Origin of the sequence: Flavobacterium algoris, from assembly GCF_048158525.1 — a bacterium.
Classification (GTDB): domain Bacteria; phylum Bacteroidota; class Bacteroidia; order Flavobacteriales; family Flavobacteriaceae; genus Flavobacterium; species Flavobacterium algoris.
Genome location: NZ_JBLNKT010000011.1, coordinates 42,738 through 62,961, shown reverse-complemented (window position 1 = coordinate 62,961; position 20,224 = coordinate 42,738). Strand labels below are relative to the sequence as shown.

General features: G+C 34.3%; 14 protein-coding genes. 5 read left to right on the top strand and 9 right to left on the bottom strand.

All coding sequences use genetic code 11. The features are described 5' to 3' along the window. Positions 1–33 precede the first annotated feature (33 nt). Together ACM55I_RS08075 and ACM55I_RS08070 are read left to right on the top strand one after the other, a co-directional pair. Positions 34–585, top strand: a complete 552-nt coding sequence (locus tag ACM55I_RS08075; RefSeq protein ID WP_416846259.1) for a hypothetical protein — start codon at positions 34–36, stop codon at positions 583–585. After that, the gene (locus ACM55I_RS08070; protein WP_416846258.1) at positions 582–1,976 is read left to right on the top strand and encodes a DUF5723 family protein; all 1,395 of its coding nucleotides are present in this window, start codon (positions 582–584) and stop codon (positions 1,974–1,976) included. Before ACM55I_RS08075 ends, ACM55I_RS08070 begins: the two co-directional genes overlap by 4 nt. Before the next feature lie 7 nt (positions 1,977–1,983). Here the strand turns inward: ACM55I_RS08070 and ACM55I_RS08065 are convergent, their stop codons facing one another. Then, positions 1,984–4,485, bottom strand: a complete 2,502-nt coding sequence (locus ACM55I_RS08065; protein ID WP_416846257.1) for a cation-translocating P-type ATPase — start codon at positions 4,483–4,485, stop codon at positions 1,984–1,986. A gap of 163 nt (positions 4,486–4,648) precedes the next feature. Here ACM55I_RS08065 and guaB point away from each other — a divergent pair, with 163 nt between their 5' ends. Continuing rightward, positions 4,649–6,121, top strand: a complete 1,473-nt coding sequence (guaB, locus tag ACM55I_RS08060; RefSeq protein WP_416846256.1) for an IMP dehydrogenase — start codon at positions 4,649–4,651, stop codon at positions 6,119–6,121. Between the two features lie 114 nt (positions 6,122–6,235). Here guaB and ACM55I_RS08055 read toward each other — a convergent pair whose 3' ends face one another. From ACM55I_RS08055 to ACM55I_RS08040, 4 genes are all read right to left on the bottom strand, one after another. Continuing rightward, positions 6,236–8,476 (bottom strand): cation:proton antiporter domain-containing protein, encoded by a 2,241-nt coding sequence (locus ACM55I_RS08055; RefSeq protein ID WP_416846255.1) that lies wholly within the window; start codon positions 8,474–8,476, stop codon positions 6,236–6,238. A 228-nt stretch (positions 8,477–8,704) separates the two neighbouring features. After that, a complete protein-coding gene (locus ACM55I_RS08050) occupies positions 8,705–9,478 on the bottom strand; it encodes a polysaccharide deacetylase family protein (protein WP_416846254.1) in 774 nt (257 codons plus the stop codon). Between the two features lie 30 nt (positions 9,479–9,508). Beyond that, the gene (purB, locus tag ACM55I_RS08045; RefSeq protein WP_416846253.1) at positions 9,509–10,855 is read right to left on the bottom strand and encodes an adenylosuccinate lyase; all 1,347 of its coding nucleotides are present in this window, start codon (positions 10,853–10,855) and stop codon (positions 9,509–9,511) included. 115 nt (positions 10,856–10,970) lie between these two features. Next, positions 10,971–11,666 carry an SIR2 family NAD-dependent protein deacylase gene (locus ACM55I_RS08040; protein WP_416846252.1) on the bottom strand — a complete coding sequence of 232 codons (696 nt, stop codon included), beginning with the start codon at positions 11,664–11,666 and terminating at the stop codon, positions 10,971–10,973. A gap of 151 nt (positions 11,667–11,817) precedes the next feature. Between ACM55I_RS08040 and ACM55I_RS08035 the strand changes: the two genes are divergently transcribed. Together ACM55I_RS08035 and ACM55I_RS08030 are read left to right on the top strand one after the other, a co-directional pair. Further along, entirely contained in the window at positions 11,818–12,480 is a 663-nt protein-coding gene (locus tag ACM55I_RS08035) for a TrmH family RNA methyltransferase (RefSeq protein ID WP_416846251.1), read from the top strand. A gap of 124 nt (positions 12,481–12,604) precedes the next feature. Beyond that, positions 12,605–13,417: a haloacid dehalogenase type II gene (locus ACM55I_RS08030; protein ID WP_416846250.1), complete on the top strand. Its 813-nt coding sequence runs from the start codon at positions 12,605–12,607 to the stop codon at positions 13,415–13,417. A gap of 266 nt (positions 13,418–13,683) precedes the next feature. On the opposite strand, the gene ACM55I_RS08025 is transcribed toward ACM55I_RS08030, so the two are convergent. The 4 genes from ACM55I_RS08025 to secA all read right to left on the bottom strand — a co-directional run bounded on the left by ACM55I_RS08025 (position 13,684) and on the right by secA (position 20,181). Then, positions 13,684–13,902, bottom strand: a complete 219-nt coding sequence (locus ACM55I_RS08025; protein WP_416846249.1) for a hypothetical protein — start codon at positions 13,900–13,902, stop codon at positions 13,684–13,686. Between the two features lie 740 nt (positions 13,903–14,642). Further along, positions 14,643–14,807 (bottom strand): hypothetical protein, encoded by a 165-nt coding sequence (locus ACM55I_RS08020; protein ID WP_416846248.1) that lies wholly within the window; start codon positions 14,805–14,807, stop codon positions 14,643–14,645. A 588-nt stretch (positions 14,808–15,395) separates the two neighbouring features. Then, positions 15,396–16,442 (bottom strand): serine hydrolase domain-containing protein, encoded by a 1,047-nt coding sequence (locus ACM55I_RS08015; RefSeq protein WP_416846247.1) that lies wholly within the window; start codon positions 16,440–16,442, stop codon positions 15,396–15,398. A gap of 397 nt (positions 16,443–16,839) precedes the next feature. Then, positions 16,840–20,181, bottom strand: coding sequence for a preprotein translocase subunit SecA (gene secA, locus ACM55I_RS08010; RefSeq protein WP_416846246.1), 3,342 nt, complete (start codon positions 20,179–20,181; stop codon positions 16,840–16,842). Positions 20,182–20,224: the final 43 nt, after the last annotated feature.

Sequence of the window (20,224 nt, the reverse complement as noted above, 5' to 3'; positions counted from 1 at the left end):
TAATTATGAGGTTGATTTTAATAAATAAATAAAATGAAACTACTGGTTTTCAATAGAATTTTAGGAACACTAATTTTGGTGTTATTTTCTTTTTCATGTTCGAGTAATCTTGATTTTAATCAGGCAAATGATTTGAAATTAGAACCTGTTGTTGTTGCTAATTTGGCTTATTTTGATGTTCCTGCAAATCAATTTGTAACTAATGGCGTGGAACAAACTGTAACTATTGATACGCCTACCGTTGATGTTTTTAATGATGCTTTCTTTAAAAATAATTTAGCAAGAGCTGATTTCTTTTTTGAAATCAATAATACTATAAATAGAGCTTACACTTTAGACTTAGTGTATTTGGACAAAAATAATCAGCCTCTTTATTTTACTAATTTTGTTATACCTGCTTACACGGGAGTTAAAAATTTGGTAACTAAAACCGATGTGTTTGCAAATGCTAAACTTGATTTATTGAAAAGAACCACTAAAATTGCTTTTATTCTCAAGATGTCTCCAGGACCTTTATTGACTAAGAATAGTACAGGAAGCATAATATTACGTTCAAGTGTAACTGCTTATTTAGTTATACAATGAGAAAAATAATCTTCCTTTTTGTTCTATTTATATCAGTTAAATCTATTTCCCAAAACAAGCAAATTTTATATAATTTTACTTCAGTTCCTCAGTCTTTAATGACTAACCCAGGTTCTGATGTGAAATATAAAGGATATTTTGGAATTCCGTTATTATCTGGAATTTCTGCAAATATTGGCTCCAGCGGATTCTCAGCCTACGATTTGTTTGCCAATGATGGAGTTGATTTTAATGTCAAATTGCGGAATGTTGTATTTTCCACCACCAGAAAAGATAAAGCAACAATCAATGAGCAGATAGAATTATTTACTGGAGGTTTCAAAGTAGGTGATTGGGAAAGTAACTCTTATATTTCATTTGGAATGTATCAGGAATTTGATTTTCTGAGTTATATACCTAAAGATTTAGCCATACTGGCTTTGGATGGAAATAGTAATTATTTAGGAAAAGTATTTGATTTGGGCGATTTAAATATAAAGGCTGAAATGCTTTCGGTTCTTCATGTCGGATTTCATAAAAATATAAATGAGAACCTGATTGTTGGGGTAAGAGGAAAAATTTATTCCAGTGCTTTTAATGCTACTTCGACTAAAAATTCAGGATATATTTATACTATTCCGTCTACTAATGGAATTTATGAACAAGTTATTTCTTCTAATTTAGAAGTCAATACCTCTGGAATTTCAAAATATACTGAAAAAGATTATTCAGGCGATATAGTAAAAGATATCACTAAAAAAGCTTTTTTCGGAGGTGATTTAGGGCTAGGCTTCGATGCCGGACTTACGTATTATCCTAAAAAAAATATTCAGTTTACGGCAAGTATTGTTGATGTTGGATTTATAAAGCACGCTAAAGATGTGGAAACTTTCACCTATAAGGGATATTATAAATACGAAGGAATAACTCCTAAGTTTACAAATGGGAATTCTTCAGGAAATATATACCAGGAATTTAAAGACGCAATTCCATTGGATACTTTATATACTAAATACACTACTTGGCGTCCCGCGAAGTTTAATTCGTCTATCCAATATTCATTTGATGATGCAAGAAATAAAGAGTGTAATTGTGATGGCACTGAGTCTGAATATAAAAATGCTGTTGGAGCTCAATTGTTTGTTATGTCTACTCCAAGATTACCTTTTATGGCTTTTACCACCTATTACAGAAGGCGTATTTTAAATTCTTTACAAATAAAAGCAACTTATACATTAGATTCATATTCTTATAAAAATATAGGTTTGGGATTGTCTGGCCAGTTTGGAAAGCTCAATTTATATGTGCTTGCAGATAACTTGTTAGAATATCATGATTTGGCAAAAGCCAATAGTCTATCTTTTCAATTTGGATTAAACATTATTTTTAAAGACAGTAATGAGCCTTATTAATAGCTGATTATTTGTGGTTTTGTCTTTTAAACCATTTGTAAATTTCTATCCAAAGTACTGAAACAAATCCCACTAATATACTCAATCCCATTTGTAAACCTGAAACACTTTCGAACTGGAAAAAATGGGCAAATAAGGGAATAAACAACAATAAAGCAGTGATTAGAATTGTCAAGCCAATAATCAGTAGAACTAAATTGTTTTTATAGCCTAAAGTTGTAAATATGGAATAGTAAAAGGAACGATTAGTAAGCGTCAAGAAAATATTAGAAGCTATTAATGTTAAGAAAACGGTAGTTCTCGTCACGCTTTCGGAGCAATTATCAGCCACACAATACCGATAGACAAATAAAAGTCCAATAGTGATTATTATACCTTGAATAATACTAATGGCAATCTCTTTTAGGTTGAAAAAAGTATTGGTAAAAGGTCTTGGTTTGAGCAACATTAAGTTGCGTTCCATAGGTTCGTTTTCATAAATTATGGAACAAGTTGGTCCCATAATTATCTCCAGAAAAATAACATGTACCGGCGAAAAAATATTGGGATAAATCCATCCCAATGCCAATGGAATAAAGACGATCATTATGATTGGAATGTGTATGGAAATGATGTATTGAATGGCTTTTTTTAGATTACTGTATATTTTTCTACCCATTGCAATGGCGTCAATCATTTTAGAAAAATCATCGTCAACGAGAATAAGATTAGCGGCTTGTTTGGCTATTTCGGTGCCTTTTTTGCCCATGGCAATTCCTATGTGAGCTGATTTTAGGGCAGGACCATCGTTTACACCATCGCCAGTCATGGCTACAATTTGATTGTTATCTTTCAGCGCTTTTATAATTTTGAGTTTCGCCTCAGGAAACATTCTTGTGAAAATGGTGGTTTCCATCACTTTTTCTTTTAGCGTTGCCTCATCCATTGCCATTAATTCATCACCATTCAATGTTTTTTTTGCGTTTTGAAAACCAATTTGTTTAGCGATTGTAGCTGTGGTCACTGCGTTATCACCCGTAACTATTTTTACCTGAATTCCAGCTTTATAAAAAGTGTCAAAAACCGCTTTTATGTTTTCTTTTGGAGGATCATAAAAAGCCACTAAGCCTTTAAAATGAAATGAAAAATCCTGTTGTTTTTTTGGATAATCTGTTCCTGAAAATTCAGCAACGCCAACTCCTAAAACACGGAATCCTTCTTCAGCCATAGTTGTCATTGCGGTAAGGATTCGTTGTGTCTCTTTTTCGGATAAATTAGAACAAGCAATTAATGCTTCCGGAGCGCCTTTGGCGGCAATAATTCTTGTGCCGTTTTGGCTTTCAAAAACATGAGTCATCATGGGCGGTTTTCCACTCAATGGATATTCATGGATTAATTTGAAATTAGGTCGTTCATCAATACTTTCTAATTTTGAATACGCTTCATGTAAAGCAATTTCCATTGCGTCAAACGGAATAGGTTCACTGGCCCACATAGAGAGCGTTACTAATTCCTGTTCTTTGCTATTCAGGATTTCTTTTGGATTCGAAATTTCATTCGACGAAAAAGTATACCATTGCGCCAGACTCATTTTGTTTTCAGTAATGGTCCCTGTTTTATCAGTACAAATTACGGTGGCACTACCCAAGGTTTCCACAGTTTTTGTCTGTTTTGCAATAATACCCATATTCATCAACCGCCAGGCACCAAGCGCCATAAAAGTCGTGAAAGCAACAGGGATTTCTTCAGGAATAATACTCATTGCTAAGGTTAGTGCTTTCAAGAGGCTGTCTAAAACATCGTCGGAATTATAATAATTAATCGCCCAAACAATACCAAAAATGACTAACCCAATGAGGGACATTTTTTTTACAAAGTTCCCTATTTGCAATTGCAAAGGCGTTTTTTCTTCTATAATTGTTTCCAGACTTTTACCTATTTTACCCAGTTTAGTTTGGTTACCAATTGCAGTTACTTCACAAATTGCCAAACCGCTAGTGGCAATTGTTCCCAGAAATACCTGCTTGTTTTCAGAAGTTTCATTTTTAAAAACCGCAAGCGATTCGCCTGTAAGAATGGATTCGTTTATAGAAAAATCATTGGATTGTATGATGATTCCGTCAGCTGGGATGAAGGTGCCTTCTTCTGTTTGAATCAAATCTCCCATGACAATTTCTTCACTTGGAATTTCCATAATTTCGCAGTTGCGAATGACTTTGCTTTTAGGTTGTGATAATTTTTTTAGTGATTCAATAGCGTTTCTACTTTTTGATTCTTGATAAAGTGAAATAGTAGAAACGATTACTATAGCGACAGCCATGAAAATCCCATTGCCAAAATCTCCCGTGATGAAATAGATACTGGTTGCAATTACAAGCAACAAAAACATTGGCTCTTTAACCATTTCGATTAAAGAAGTAAAGAAATTATTTTTATCCTGATGAGCTATGGAATTAGAACCGTATTTTGCTCTTGATTGGATAACTTCATCATTGGAAAGCCCTTTTAATTGTTGTTTAGTTTCTGCCATGAAAAGAAATGAATCAAATTTATAGATTGTAAGCAAATACAGTAGCTAGTCACAGAAATTATTGGCTGTTAATGCAATTTAATCATTTATTATAAAAAACTGTCGTTTTTTCGCTTAAGATTGTCTATATTTGCACGCAATTTAACTACAACTACAAATTGCAATGATCGCACACAATTCTAAGATTATCGGTGAAGGATTAACTTACGATGATGTACTATTAGTTCCCAACTACTCAAATGTTCTTCCACGCGAAGTGAGTATTCAATCAAAATTTTCAAGAAACATAACACTTAACGTTCCTATTGTATCTGCTGCTATGGATACTGTTACTGAAAGTGCAATGGCAATTGCTATGGCGCAAGAAGGAGGAATTGGAGTTTTACATAAAAACATGACTATTGAGCAACAAGCTGCAAAAGTTCGTAAAGTAAAAAGAGCTGAGTCCGGGATGATTATTGATCCAGTGACTTTGCCATTGTCTTCGACTGTAGCCGATGCTAAAAATGCGATGAAAGAATTCGGGATTGGAGGTATTCCAATTGTCGATGAAAACAAAATATTAAAAGGTATTGTTACGAATAGAGATTTACGTTTCGAAAAAAACAATGCCAGACCTATTGTTGAGGTAATGACAAGTGAAAACTTGGTCACAGTTGCTGAAGGTACTTCTCTTGAACAAGCCGAAGTAGTTTTACAAGGGTATAAAATCGAAAAACTTCCAGTAGTAAATGCGGATTATAAATTAGTAGGTCTTATTACGTTTAGAGACATTACCAAATTGACTCAAAAACCAAATGCAAATAAAGACAAATTCGGACGTTTACGTGTTGCTGCAGCATTAGGCGTTACTGCAGATGCAGTTGAAAGAGCGACTGCTTTGGTGAATGCCGGAGTAGATGCAGTTATAATCGATACCGCTCATGGACATACAAAAGGAGTTGTAGATGTACTAAAATTAGTGAAAGCTAAATTCCCTAACTTAGACGTTATTGTTGGTAATATTGCGACTCCCGAAGCGGCGAAATATCTTGTTGAAAATGGTGCTGATGGGGTTAAAGTAGGAATAGGACCGGGTTCTATTTGTACTACTCGTATTGTTGCGGGTGTTGGTTTTCCACAATTTTCAGCTGTTCTTGAAGTGGCTGCAGCGATTAAAGGGACTGGAGTTCCCGTAATTGCTGATGGTGGAATTCGTTACACAGGTGATATTCCTAAAGCGATTGCCGCAGGTGCTGATTGTGTGATGTTAGGTTCTTTACTAGCCGGAACAATAGAGTCTCCTGGAGAAACTATTATTTTCGAAGGAAGAAAATTCAAATCATACCGAGGAATGGGTTCTGTTGAAGCGATGCAGGAAGGGTCAAAAGATCGTTATTTTCAAGATGTGGAAGATGATGTTAAGAAACTGGTACCGGAAGGAATCGTAGGTCGTGTGCCTTACAAAGGAGAATTGAATGAAAGTATGCAACAATTCATTGGTGGTCTTCGTGCCGGAATGGGATATTGTGGATCAAAAGATATTCCTACTTTACAAGATACGGGTCGTTTTGTTCGTATTACTGCAAGCGGAATCAACGAAAGTCATCCACACAATGTGACAATCACTAAAGAAGCTCCGAATTATTCGAGATAAAATAGTTTAAAAAGACAAACATAATAAAAGTGCAAGATGATTTTCTTGCACTTTTTTTTTAGTATAATTATTAACTATTTCGTCTTCTCCTTTGGAGAGGGTCGGGAGAGGATTCTAATTATGAACCAAATCCGCTAGTAATTTTTTGTCACCCACAATCCAAAGGATATCATTTTTTTCAAGAATAACATTAGATTCTGGATTGAGAATTCGGTTTCCTTTTTTTTCTATTCCTACAATCAGACCGCTAGTTTTTTCTCGTAATTGTGATTGACGGATGCTTTTCCCTATAAATGCTTCATTTTTTAATTCTATTTGTCGCAACACAATTTCGGCTTCTTTGACTGCATTAGGAACATCAATTTCATGCTGGTCTAAATAGGATTTAAATGCTGCCACCTGTGTATCAGTACCAATTACACAAATTTCATCGCCAGGAAAGATACGCTCATTTTTATTGGGAATATTGATCATAATATCCCCTCTTTTGATAAACGCAATATTTATCCCAATTTGTTCCCTGATTTTTAGTTCTTCCAATGTCTTTCCGGCAATATTTGACTCTGTTGCAATATCGAAAAAAGTCATGTGACCATCCCAAGGTGATAAGTCACTTCTGCTTCTTTTAGCTTTGGTGATTTCTCGGGCATTTAGGTTTTTTAAGAAATGATTTTCAATTTTATGATATTGTGCATTTAATCTTTTTTGAAAAACAAAATAAACAACTAGAGCTACAATCAATGTGATGAAAGCAATAACTGGAGAAAAGAAAATATTTAATAAAAATCCAATAAAAAATATGGTTAGAAGTAATCGTAATAAAAACATCATCAAGATTGGACCACGATACTTCCGTTCTTCAAGCAAGATTGCCACTTCATTTACTGCGACACGGCGTAATGACAGTGCCCATAAAAATGGAGAAAGTACCACCAAGGTAATTAGGGCACCTATGGCATTACCAAATTTAAAATCAGTGACCATTGGTAAAAGATATTTTGAGGAAAGTAAAATTGCGGCAAATATAATTACGGAGTAAACAACGACTTGAACGATATAAGCGTTGATTACAATCTGCCAATTGCTAACTGATTTAATGGCTTGAGCATTCGCACTATAACGCTCAATTCTTTTAATCCATCTTCTAGGTAATTTTTTAGATAAGTATTCTGAAAACGGAGTAGACATTTTTATCATAAACGGAGTGGTAAAAGTAGTCACTGCTGAAACCGCCACCACTATAGGATACAGGAAAGAACTGGTTACATTCAGTGTCATTCCCAATGTGGCAATAATAAAAGAAAATTCACCAATTTGTGACAAACTCATTCCTGTTTGCACCGATTGTTTTAATGGTTGCCCGGAAAGTAATGCTCCAATTGTTGAACTTATTGATTGGCCAAAAATAGTAACAACAGTCAAAATCATTACAGGAATTGCATGTGCATATAAGGTTTGCGGATTGATTAACATCCCAACTGATACAAAGAAAATTGCTCCAAATAAATCCTTAACGGGCTTTACTAAATGCTCAATATGTTCGGCTTGAGTTGTTTCGGCAATGATAGAGCCCATAATAAATGCGCCAAGAGCCGGTGAAAAACCAACATCTGCGGCAAGAATTACCATCATTAAACATAATGCTAGCGAAATAATAAGCAACATTTCATCGGATAATAAATGTTTTGCTCTTTTGAGTAATGTTGGAATAAAAAAGATACCTCCAACAAACCATATCGTTAAGAAAAAAACCAATTTTAAAACAGATAAAAACAATTCACTACCCGAAAATTGCTGACTCACAGCCACAGTAGAAAGTAAAACCATCATCAAAATGGCAATTATATCCTGAACAATAAGCGAGCCGATTACTATTCCGGCAAATTTTTGTGCTTTTACACCTAACTCGTCAAATGTTTTTAGAATAATTGTAGTTGATGAAATGGAAAGTATAACGCCTAAAAAGATACTATCCATTTTCGACCAATCCATCCATTGGCCTACGAGAAAACCAACTAATACCATCGTTAAAATTTGAGTAATCGCGGTAATAGAAGCTGTTCCGCCTACTTTCATCAATTTTTTAAAACTAAATTCGAGACCCAAACTGAATAATAAAAAGATCACCCCAATTTCTGCCCAAACCTCCACACTTTTAATATCTGTTACCGATGGAAAAAAATTAAAATGATTTCCTGCCAAAAATCCAGCAATCAAATATCCCAAAACGAGCGGTTGTTTGATTTTTTTAAACAACAAAACGGCCACTCCTGCGGTCATTAGGATTAGTCCCAAATCGCTTATTAATGGCTTCAAGTGATGCGATGCTTCTGCTACTGTTGCTACTGTACTCATAGATTTTTATTTTTTAAGAGCTATTCCAGCCCTACGTTTCAATCCCGAAGTTTCGGGATTCGGCCATTTTTTTTCTATTGCACTCATAGGAGCTTCCTTTGGTCGCTTTGCCTGTACACGAAAAAACAATTTTATTTCCCTATAGGCTTTTCACCGCTGTCTGGGCTATTTTGCCAGGAGTATTTGTGTTTTTATAAAATTAATACATTTCACTGTTGGAATGAAATGTTATTTTAAATGGTTTAATTCAGATAAAGTATAAAAGGTCATATTATGTTGTTTGACATAATTGCAAATCAGTTGTAATGTTTCCATTTTGGTCTGATAGTTGGATGTTATTTTTTGTACTGGTTTGTGACCAAACAATATTAGAATTTTGTGCTTTCGTTTAGCATAATCTAATAATTTTAAAAGATACGGAATGCTGAAATTGGGATGATCCGTATCGATGCCTATCGCGAAAACTAATTTTGAGTTATTGAAATAGCAATTTTGAAAAAAAGGATCTTCTGCACCGTAGGTTGTTCCTCTAATAACTTTAAATTTTTTTAAAAGGGCTGCATCAATATTCGCATTTCTAAATCCAAAAGGATAGGCAAATGAAGTTACTTTGATGGAATAAAAATGCATTAAAGCGAGCATCGGATTTATTTCCTGATTGATGTAGGCGTTAATTCCATTTTTGGCAACAAATTTAGGTGCATTAAAATGATGGAAACTATGTCCTGCAATTTCATGTCCTTCCTTTTGTAATTCCAAAAGTTCTTTTATCTCAGAAGGATTTAAAGTATTTATTTTAGAAACACAAAAAGTAGCTTTCCAAGAATATTGACGCAATATTTTATCTGCTTGGTACCATTCATTGATACTTGCATCATCAAATGATATTACAACTCCAGGATTAATCTCTTTAAGATTGCTTTTTTGAGAAGTGTTTTTATTTTCACAAGAAAATAAAAAAAAAGTACAAAGTAATATGAATTTAAAGTGCTTTTTGATCATATTACTTTGTACTTAGTATGTTTTTTGTATTTAAATCCCCAAGAAATTACTTGGAGTGATTTGCATTAATTCGGCTTTAATTGCATCCGAAACCTCTAACGTTGCAATGAAACCATGAATTGCTTTTTTATCAATCGCCTCATTGGTTCTAGTCAATCCTTTCAAAGCTTCATATGGATTAGGATACGCTTCGCGACGTAAAATAGTTTGAATCGCTTCGGCAACAACAGCCCAGTTTTTCTCTAAATCTTCGTGGAATTTTGGTTCGTTCAATAATAATTTATTTAATCCCTTCAAAGTAGCTTCAAAAGCGATTATAGTATGTCCAATTGGTACACCTATATTTCTCAGAACCGTACTGTCTGTTAAATCGCGTTGTAATCTTGATAAGGGCAATTTAGCAGATAAGTGTTCGAAAATAGCATTGGCAATTCCTAAATTCCCTTCTGAATTTTCAAAATCAATAGGGTTTACTTTATGTGGCATCGCTGAAGAACCAATTTCTCCTGCTTTAATTTTTTGTTTGAAATATTCCATCGAAACATACGTCCAAATATCTCGGTCTAAATCAATGATGATCGTATTTATTCTTTTCAACGCATCAAAAAATGCAGCGAAATGATCGTAATGTTCAATTTGTGTAGTAGGGAAGGAGTGGTGCAAACCAAGATTTTCCTCCACAAATTTTCCTCCAAATTTTCTCCAGTCAATTTGTGGATACGCCACATGATGTGCGTTATAATTTCCTGTTGCTCCGCCAAATTTAGCTGCAAAAGGAACATTAAATAACAAACGCATTTGCTCTTCTAAACGCTCCACAAAAACAGCAATTTCTTTACCCAAACGCGTTGGTGAAGCCGGTTGTCCGTGCGTACGCGCAAGCATTGGAATGTCCTTCCATTCCACACTTAAATCTTTCAATTTTGATGTCAAAGTAATTAAAGAAGGCATATATACTTTCTCGAAAGCTTCTTTTGTAGAAAGCGGAATGGCCGTATTATTAATATCTTGAGAAGTCAATCCGAAGTGAATAAACTCTTTAAATTCAGATAAGCCTAATTTTTCAAAAGCATCTTTGATAAAGTATTCCACCGCTTTTACATCGTGGTTGGTCACTTTTTCGGTTTCTTTGATCCAAAGGGCGTCTTCGGTAGAGAAATTTTTATAGATGTTACGTAAGCTTTCGAATAAATTCGGGTTTACGTTTTTTAGTTGTGGCAAAGGAACTTCGCACAAAGCAATAAAATATTCAATCTCAACCAATACGCGGTATTTGATTAGAGCTTCTTCAGAGAAAAATGGAGCTAAAGAAAAGGTTTTACTTCTATATCTTCCATCAATAGGAGAAATAGCATTCAATTCGTTTAAAGTAGTCATTGTTTAGTTGTTTGTTCGAAAGGCACAAAAATAGTTATAAGTTATAAGTTATGGGTTATAAGTTTAGATTTTTATTGCAATTGTAATTGATTTTTTGCCATTGCAATTGTTGTTGTCATTGCATTTGATTGAGTAATTTTTCTTTCAAAAAAGCAACTCCTTCCGTTGCACGCATAGGAATTACATCTAATGGATTTCGAAGATTTGGAATCTTTATGGGTTTTGGATCAATATAAAAAACAGGTATGTCAGGGGTGGTGAAATCGATTAATCCTGCCGCGGGATATACTTGTAAAGAGGTCCCGATTACAGCAAAGTAATCCGCCTGCTGTGTTATTGCAATTGCTTCATCAAGTGCTGGAACGGCTTCACCAAACCAAACGATATGTGGTCTTAGTTGTTTTTGATTGTCATCTAAATCACCAAAATTCAAATCGCCTTGCCAGTCCACAATATAATTTTCATTTTTAGTGCTTCTCACTTTTAATAATTCACCATGAAGATGTAAGACTTTGGAGCTCCCCGCGCGCTCATGTAAATCATCCACGTTTTGGGTAATAATAAAAACATCAAATTCATTTTCTAATTCGGCCAGAATCTGATGCGCCAAATTAGGTTCTACCTCCTTGAGTTGTTTTCGTCTTTGATTATAGAAATCCAGCACTAAAGCTGGATTTTTATGCCAGCCTTCTGGAGTTGCAACATCCATAACGTTATGTCCTTCCCAAAGGCCATCACTATCCCGGAAAGTTTTGATACCGCTTTCGGCACTAATTCCAGCTCCGGTTAAAACAACTAATTTCTTTTTCATGGAATTTTTTTTCATTGTTTTGTCATTTCGACGAAGGAGAAATCTCATTAGTTGCCCTCATTATGTGATTCCTCCTTCGTCGGAATGACAAAATTACTATATTTATATAAAACTACTCTTTTTTAGTATTTTTGCCAAAAAAGAACCCGCAATGATTGATATCGATTATCTTAATTTTCTCGAAAATATCCTAACCGATAACCGAAAAGAAAAATTTTTGAAAGTATTGGAAAACAGAACCAATCATTTTACGATTGCCGTAGAAGATATTTTTCAGATGCACAATACGAGTGCGGTAATGCGCAGCTGCGAGGTTTTTGGAATTCAGGAATTGAATGTGATTGAGCAACGGTACGGAAAAAGTATCGACAAGGAAATAGCGATGGGTGCCCAAAAATGGGTTGACATCAATACCTTCGACAGTATTACGAATTGTGTGGATACATTGAAAAGTAAAGGCTACCAAATTATTGCCACAACCCCTCACGAGAATGATTGTTTGATGGACGATTTTGATATTTCGAAACCAAGCGCTCTGTTTTTTGGAACCGAAAGAGACGGATTATCAGAAGAAATTTTACAACGCGCCGATGGTTTTCTGAAAATTCCTATGGTTGGTTTTACCGAAAGTTTGAATATCTCGGTTTCGGCGGCAATAATTATTCAAAACTTGACGAATCGATTGCGCAATTCAAACATTGATTGGCATTTATCCGAAGAGGAAATTTTAGAAAAACGTTTGGCTTGGGCCAAAAATTCCATAAAAGAAATCAAGCGAATTGAAGAACGGTATTTTTCTGAAAACGTGAAATAGTTCTTTTTATATTGTTATAGTTGTGTTATTTATTTTAAAAAATAGTATGTAACTTGTACTGTTTTCGTAAAACAAGATACTTTGTCGTATATTTTATTTAACGCATGATTTAAAAAGAAAAGCAATGAAAGAATTTAGAAATAGCAACGAGAATTTAATAAGTAATGCATTGACTGTTGGAAACGAAGAAATTAGCGCGCCTACTTTAATGGTAAAAGAGGAGGAAAACGATAGTGAGGAGTGTAGCGTTGGTTGTTTCCAAAGGCCTAAGGTTTTATTTTTTGATGTAAATGAAACATTGCTGGATCTTAATATGATGAAAAAAAGTATTGGCGCAGCGCTAGGAGGTCATCCTGAATTGATGTCGTTGTGGTTCACTACAATGCTTCAATATTCATTAGTTACAACAGTAGCAAATCAATATCATGATTTTGGAAAAATTGGAGCGGCTGCACTTATGATGGTTGCCCACAAAAATGGAATTAATATAACGGATAAACAAGCCAAGGATGCTGTTGCTCCAATTTTAGCATTGCCTGCACATCCAGAAGTGAAAGAAGCACTCTTACTTTTGAAAAAAGAAGGATATAAATTGGTTGCCTTCACTAACTCCTCCAATAAAGCGGTAGAAACGCAACTTAAATATGCCGGGATTCATGATCTATTTGACGATGTTTTAAGTATAGAAGATGTAGGTAAATTCAAGCCACATACAGATACCTATAATTGGGCTGCCAAAAAAATGGGATTGAAACCGAGTGAATGTATGTTGATAGCGGCACATGGTTGGGATGTTGCCGGTGCAAATTGGGCTGGTTGGCAAACGGCATTTGTTAGTCGTCCGGGACAGCAATTATTTCCGCTTGCAAATTTGCCTGAAATCAATGAAAAGAATATTTTATCAGTTGCCCAAAAACTAATTTCAATACGGTTATAGCAGTTGTAATCATTGAAAAATTAAAGAACCGATTACAAAATTCAAATATTGACTGACATTTATCCGAAAATGAAATTTTTGTAAAAAGATTGGCTTGGGCCAAAAAAACCATAGAAGATATCAAAAGAATAGAAGAACGGTATTTTGAAGAGAATCCAAGGTAGTGTAAAAGAATGCTTAAATTAGATTTTAACGGTTTGCTTGTCATTGCGAGGAACGAAGCAATCACATCTAGTATTTTCTTTTGATTGATAAAAAAACTTTCACTAAGAGATTTTTTTAAGAAAGTCATTGAAGTCAACTCTTTTTCCTTTATTCAATTCTTTTATTCCTTTTTCAATTTCTTCTTGCTCAGCAACACTCAATTCATCCCAAAAATTTACTTTTTCTTTTTGAATAAATTCCGTGATTTTTTCGATAAATTTATCATTCTCAATGTTGAGAATGATTTTTACCAATTCTATTTTAGAAGATTGAATATCCATTTTATTTATTTCTTAAATTCAAAGTTACAAAAAAATAATCACAGCTATTCCCGTCGTGTTGTCTTTCCAACGAAGGAGGAATCGTAGTGCCTATCTTGACATAGTATAGTTTACTCAACTTTTTTTATCGTTAGCTGAGTCATTGCGAGGAAACCAGATAGCGCGGATTTGCAATCCGTGCCCACAACGATTGGCATTTTAATTCTTCAAAACAGTTGCTTTGTATTTGGTTGACATGTTTTTTATTTAAAAATATATAAAAAGCTACAAGAATAAATTACTTGTAGCTTTTTTTTATCAATTAGTCTTATGTCTTATCGTTGCGGGCACGGATTGCAAATCCGCGCTATCGTAACGAGAGAAAATCTAGTATATCCGAGCGATCGGGAATTATTTCCGCTTGCAAATTTGCCTGAAATCAATGAAAAGAATATTTTATCAGTTGCCCAAAAACTAATTTCAATACGGTTATAGCAGTTGTAATCATTGAAAAATTAAAGAACCGATTACAAAATTCAAATATTGACTGACATTTATCCGAAAATGAAATTTTTGTAAAAAGATTGGCTTGGGCCAAAAAAAACATAGAAGATATCAAAAGAATGGAGGAACGGTATTTTGAAGAGAATTCAAGGTAGTGTAAAAGAATGCTTAAATTAGATTTTAACGGTTTGCTTGTCATTGCGAGGAACGAAGCAATCACATCTAGTATTTTCTTTTGATTGATAAAAAAACTTTCACTAAGAGATTTTTTTAAGAAAGTCATTGAAGTCAACTCTTTTTCCTTTATTCAATTCTTTTATTCCTTTTTCAATTTCTTCTTGCTCAGCAACACTCAATTCATCCCAAAAATTTACTTTTTCTTTTTGAATAAATTCCGTGATTTTTTTCGATAAATTTATCATTCTCAATGTTGAGAATGATTTTTACCAATTCTATTTTAGAAGATTGAATATCTATAGCATTTATTTCTTAAATTCAGTTACAAAAAAATAGTCACAGCTTCCCATCGCACAGTCTTTTCGAAGAAGGAGGAATTGTATTAAGTATTTGGACAAAGTATAGTTTACTCAACTTTGTTTTTTTACAGTTAGCTCAGTTATTGCGAGGAACGAAGCAATCACATCTAGTATTTTCTTTTGATTAAGTGCTTATCGTTGTGGGCACGGATTGCAAATCCGCGCAATCTGGATATAGCAGTTGTAATAATTGAAAAATTAAAGAACCGATTGCGCAATTCAAACATTTATTGGCATTTATCCAAAAATAAAATCTTAGAAAAGCGTTTGGCTTGGGCCAAAAATTCCATAAAAGACATTAAAAGAATTGAGGAACGGTATTTTGAAGAGAATCTAAGGTAGTGTAAACGAACGCTTAAATTAGATTTTAACGGTTTGCTTGTCATTGCGAGGAAAGAAGCAATCACATCTAGTATTTCGACAAAGTAAGTGACAAGTTTGCAGAAGTATATAGTTTTAGTTTAAGAAACCGCGTTACAAACGCTGCGATGAAACGTTTTTTACGAGATTCATTAATTCTATATGAGCTTTAAATGTCTTTTTAATATCGTTTGGCACAAAAGCGGTATTTTCTAAAATAATGAGGTTCATTTTTGTTTGTGGGTAATAGTAACAAGCAGAGACAAAACCTGGAGAATAACCTAAAGCACCAATTTGTGTATCATTTTCTCCCTCTTTAAAAAGCAAACCGTAACCATATTCTACAGTATTGAAAATTGGATGGATTCTGGTTGCATATCTTGTACTCATTAATTTTAGAGTAGACAAATTTACGAGTTTGCCTGAGTGTAATAACTTATTCCACTTATTCAAATCTTTGGCATTAGAAATAAAAGCACCCGCAGGAACATAGTTGTCTAGACTGTTATCTGCATATGCTAATTTTCCATTTTCATCTTCTTCATAACCTTTGACTAGATTTTTATATTTTTTATTGTCTGGATGAAAGGTATTTTTTAAATCATTATTGATAAAAAGTTCTGTTGATAACTGCTCAAAAGTTTGCTTTGTCACTTTTTCGAGAATTTTTGCCAAAAGTTCATAGCCTAATTGAGAATATTCAAATTTAGAACCTTCTTCAAATTTTAATGGTTTTTCTAAATCAATTATTCCGTGAGTGTGAGTTAGAAGTTGATGTATAGTTATTCGTTTTGCCCAAGGTTGACTAATTTCAGGTAAATATTGGCTGATTTTATCATCAAGTTTTAGTTTTCCTTTCTCATATTCTTGTAATACCAAAACTGCTGTAATTTGTTTACTAATAGAACCTATTACAAATTGATCATTCTCATTTAATGCAGTTTTGTTTTCTAAATCCGAGAATCCGAAAGCTTTAAAGTAAGTTGTTTTATTTTTTTGTGTCAAAAGTATAACTCCATTAAAATTATTTTCTTTAGTAATATTTTCTATTTCTTTAGAGAATATATAATTTTCATTATTTGTGACTTTTGAACTTTTACAAGAGATTAGAGATAGAATAATTGTCGAAAAGCTTAGAAATAAAAATACTTTTAGTCTCATTGTTTTGATTATGAATTTTGTTTTGGTTGAAATATTGTGCACTTTCATATACTACTGACTATAACAGACTCATCACCCCGAAATAGTGAAGATTGGTCTGCTAAATATCAGACTTAATGATTTCAAATATATAAATTAATCGCCGAAAACACTTATGAACAGAAGACTGTAATTAATTTATTGCTAAAGATATATTCTTTAAGAGACTCATTATTACGGGAAACCGTAAACAGAGTTATTTATCACAAAATTCCTAGCCCGACAGTAGTGGAAATCCTTGTGGGGCTTTCGTTTTGCCCCACAAGATTGAAACGTTTGGCGGGAATAGCTCCAAAAAAAATTCCCCAACTACTTTCGTAATTGGGGAATTTAATTTTATAGAGAATCGAAACGGTTATTAGTTAACAATGACCCATTGACCTGAGGCGATTAAGCTTTCGGCTTTTTTGAATTTCATTTCTTGAGTTTGTCCGTTTGCCACGTTTTGAATCGTTACGTTGTCATTGCGATTGATTTTTGGCATATCTCTCACGATCGTTTCCGTTACTTGTCGTTGTTGTGTTTCTCCCGCTTCACGATTGGCACTTTCGCTATTTGGAATTTCGTCTTTACTCAATTTATAGTCTTCTTGTTGACGAACTTCTTTTGCTTCTTGAATTTGTTGATTCTCTTGAGCCGGTAAATCACCTTTGAACAAGAACGAAATAACTTCTTTGTTTACATTGTCAAGCATTCCTCTAAACAAATTGAATGCTTCCAATTTGTAAATAAGCAAAGGATCTTTTTGTTCGTGAACGGCTAATTGAACGGATTGTTTCAACTCGTCCATTTTGCGTAAGTGCTTTTTCCAAGCTTCATCTACAATAGACAAAGTAATGTTTTTCTCAAAATCAGCAACAAGTTGCGCCCCTTGAGTTTCGTACGCTTTTTTCAAATCGGTAACTACGCTTAAGGTTTTGATTCCGTCAGTGAATGGAACTACAATACGCTCAAATTGATTGTTTTTATCTTCGTAAACATCTTTTATGATAGGGAAAGCTTCTCTGGCGCTTCTTTCTGTTTTCTCGGTATAAAATTCTAGTGTCGCTTTATATACTTTACCGGTTAATTCCATTTCAGTTAATTTCACAAACTCACTTTCGGTAACTGGAGAAGTGATAGAGAAATAACGAATTAATTCGAATTCAAAGTTTTTGAAATTATTTGTTGCTTTGTTTTCGTCAATAATCAACTCGCAAGTATCGTAAAGCATGTTGGCAATATCCAATTTCAAACGCTCTCCAAACAAAGCGTGACGGCGACGTTTGTAAATCACTTCACGTTGTGCGTTCATAACGTCATCGTATTCCAATAAACGTTTACGAACACCAAAGTTGTTTTCTTCTACTTTTTTCTGAGCACGCTCGATAGATTTGGTCATCATAGAATGCTGAATCACTTCACCTTCCTGCAATCCCATTCTGTCCATCACTTTAGCTACTCTTTCAGAACCAAACAAACGCATCAAGTTATCTTCAAGAGAAACATAGAACTGAGAACTTCCAGGATCACCTTGACGTCCTGCACGACCACGTAACTGACGGTCAACACGACGCGAATCATGACGTTCCGTACCTACAATCGCTAATCCACCAGCCGCTTTTACTTCAGCAGATAATTTGATATCGGTACCACGACCAGCCATATTAGTAGCAATCGTTACCACACCGGATTTTCCTGCTTCTTCAACGATTTGAGCTTCTTGTTTGTGCATTTTTGCATTCAATACATTGTGCGCAACACCTCTCATCTTAAGCATTCGGCTTAATAATTCTGAAATTTCTACCGAAGTTGTTCCAATTAATACTGGTCTTCCTGCATTTGATAATTGTGTTACGTCCTCAATAACGGCATTAAATTTCTCACGAGTCGTTTTATAAATAAAATCCTCTTTATCTTTTCTGGCCATTCCTCTGTTAGTAGGAATTTCAACAACATCCAGTTTGTATATTTGCCATAACTCACCCGCTTCAGTTACAGCAGTTCCAGTCATACCGCCAAGTTTGCTGTACATTCTGAAATAGTTTTGTAAAGTTACTGTTGCAAATGTTTGAGTAGCGGCTTCAATTTTTACGTTTTCTTTGGCTTCAATTGCTTGGTGCAATCCATCAGAATAACGACGTCCATCCATGATACGTCCTGTTTGCTCATCAACAATCATGATTTTATTGTCCATGATTACATATTCTACATCTTTTTCGAATAAAGAGTATGCTTTCAAAAGCTGAGTCAAGGTGTGAATACGCTCACTTTTAATTCCGAAATCTTGGAATAATCTTTCTTTTTCTTCCGCTTCTGCGTCTTTATCCAGTTTTTTCTTTTCGATAGCTGCAATTTCAGTTCCAATATCCGGAAGTACGAAAAAGTCAGCATCTGTATCTCCTGAAAGGAATTTTATTCCGTTATCAGTCAATTCAACTTGGTTGTTTTTTTCTTCGATTACAAAATACAACGCTTCATCAATCTTATGCATTTCGCGATTGTTGTCCTGCATGTATTGGTTTTCGGTTTTTTGAAGCAATTGTTTGATTCCTTCTTCACTTAAAAATTTAATTAAAGCTTTATTTTTAGGTAAACTTCTGTACGCTCTTAACAATAAGAATCCACCTTCTTTAGTATTTCCTTCTTTGATTAATTTTTTAGCTTCAGATAAGAAACCGTTAGCCAACTGGCGCTGTAAACTAACTAGGTTTTCAATTTTTGGTTTCATTTCCATGAACTCATGACGATCTCCTTGTGGAACTGGTCCTGAAATAATCAATGGTGTTCTTGCATCATCAATCAAAACAGAATCGACCTCATCAACAATGGCATAATTGTGTTTTCTTTGAACTAATTCATCTGGCGTATGCGCCATGTTATCTCTTAAATAGTCAAAACCAAATTCATTATTCGTTCCGTAAGTGATGTCAGCGTTGTATGCTTTTTTTCTTCCTTCAGAACTTGGTTGGTAATTGTCAATACATTCAACAGTCAATCCATGAAATTCGAATAAAGGTGCTTTCCATGTACTATCCCGTTTTGCCAAGTAATCATTCACCGTTACTAAATGCACCCCATTTCCAGTCAAAGCATTTAAATACAACGGTAAGGTTGCTACCAATGTTTTTCCTTCACCCGTTTGCATTTCAGCTACTTTTCCTTCATGTAATACCATTCCACCTATTAACTGTACGTCATAGTGAATCATGTCCCAAGTAATTTCTTTACCTGCTGCACTCCAAGAATTGGCCCAAATTGCGTTGTCTCCGTCTAAAGTGATGTAGCTTTTAATTGCTGAAAATTCACGGTCTTTTGCAGTTGCAGTTACAACGATTTGAGTGTTGTCTTTAAATCGTCTAGCCGTTTCTTTTACTACGGCAAATGCTTCAGGAAGAATTTCCAGTAACGTTTTTTCCGAAATTTCGTAAGCTTCTTTTTCCAGCGCATCGATAGCGATATAAATATCTTCTCTTTTATCAATGTCTTCAATGCTTTCCACTTCCTGTTTCAATGCGTCGATTTTCGCATCTTTTTCAGAACGGGCTTGCTTTATTTTACCTTTGAAAAATGCGGTACGCGCTCTAAGTTCATCATTAGATAATGCCATTAGAGGATTTTCAAAAGTTTTAATTTTGTTAAGATAAGGCTGTAAAGCCTTTACATCTTTTTGAGATTTATCTCCAACAAAGACTTTAATGATACTGTTTATGAAACTCATAATATGTTTTTATTTCTAATTGTATAATTGTGTAAATTTAAAC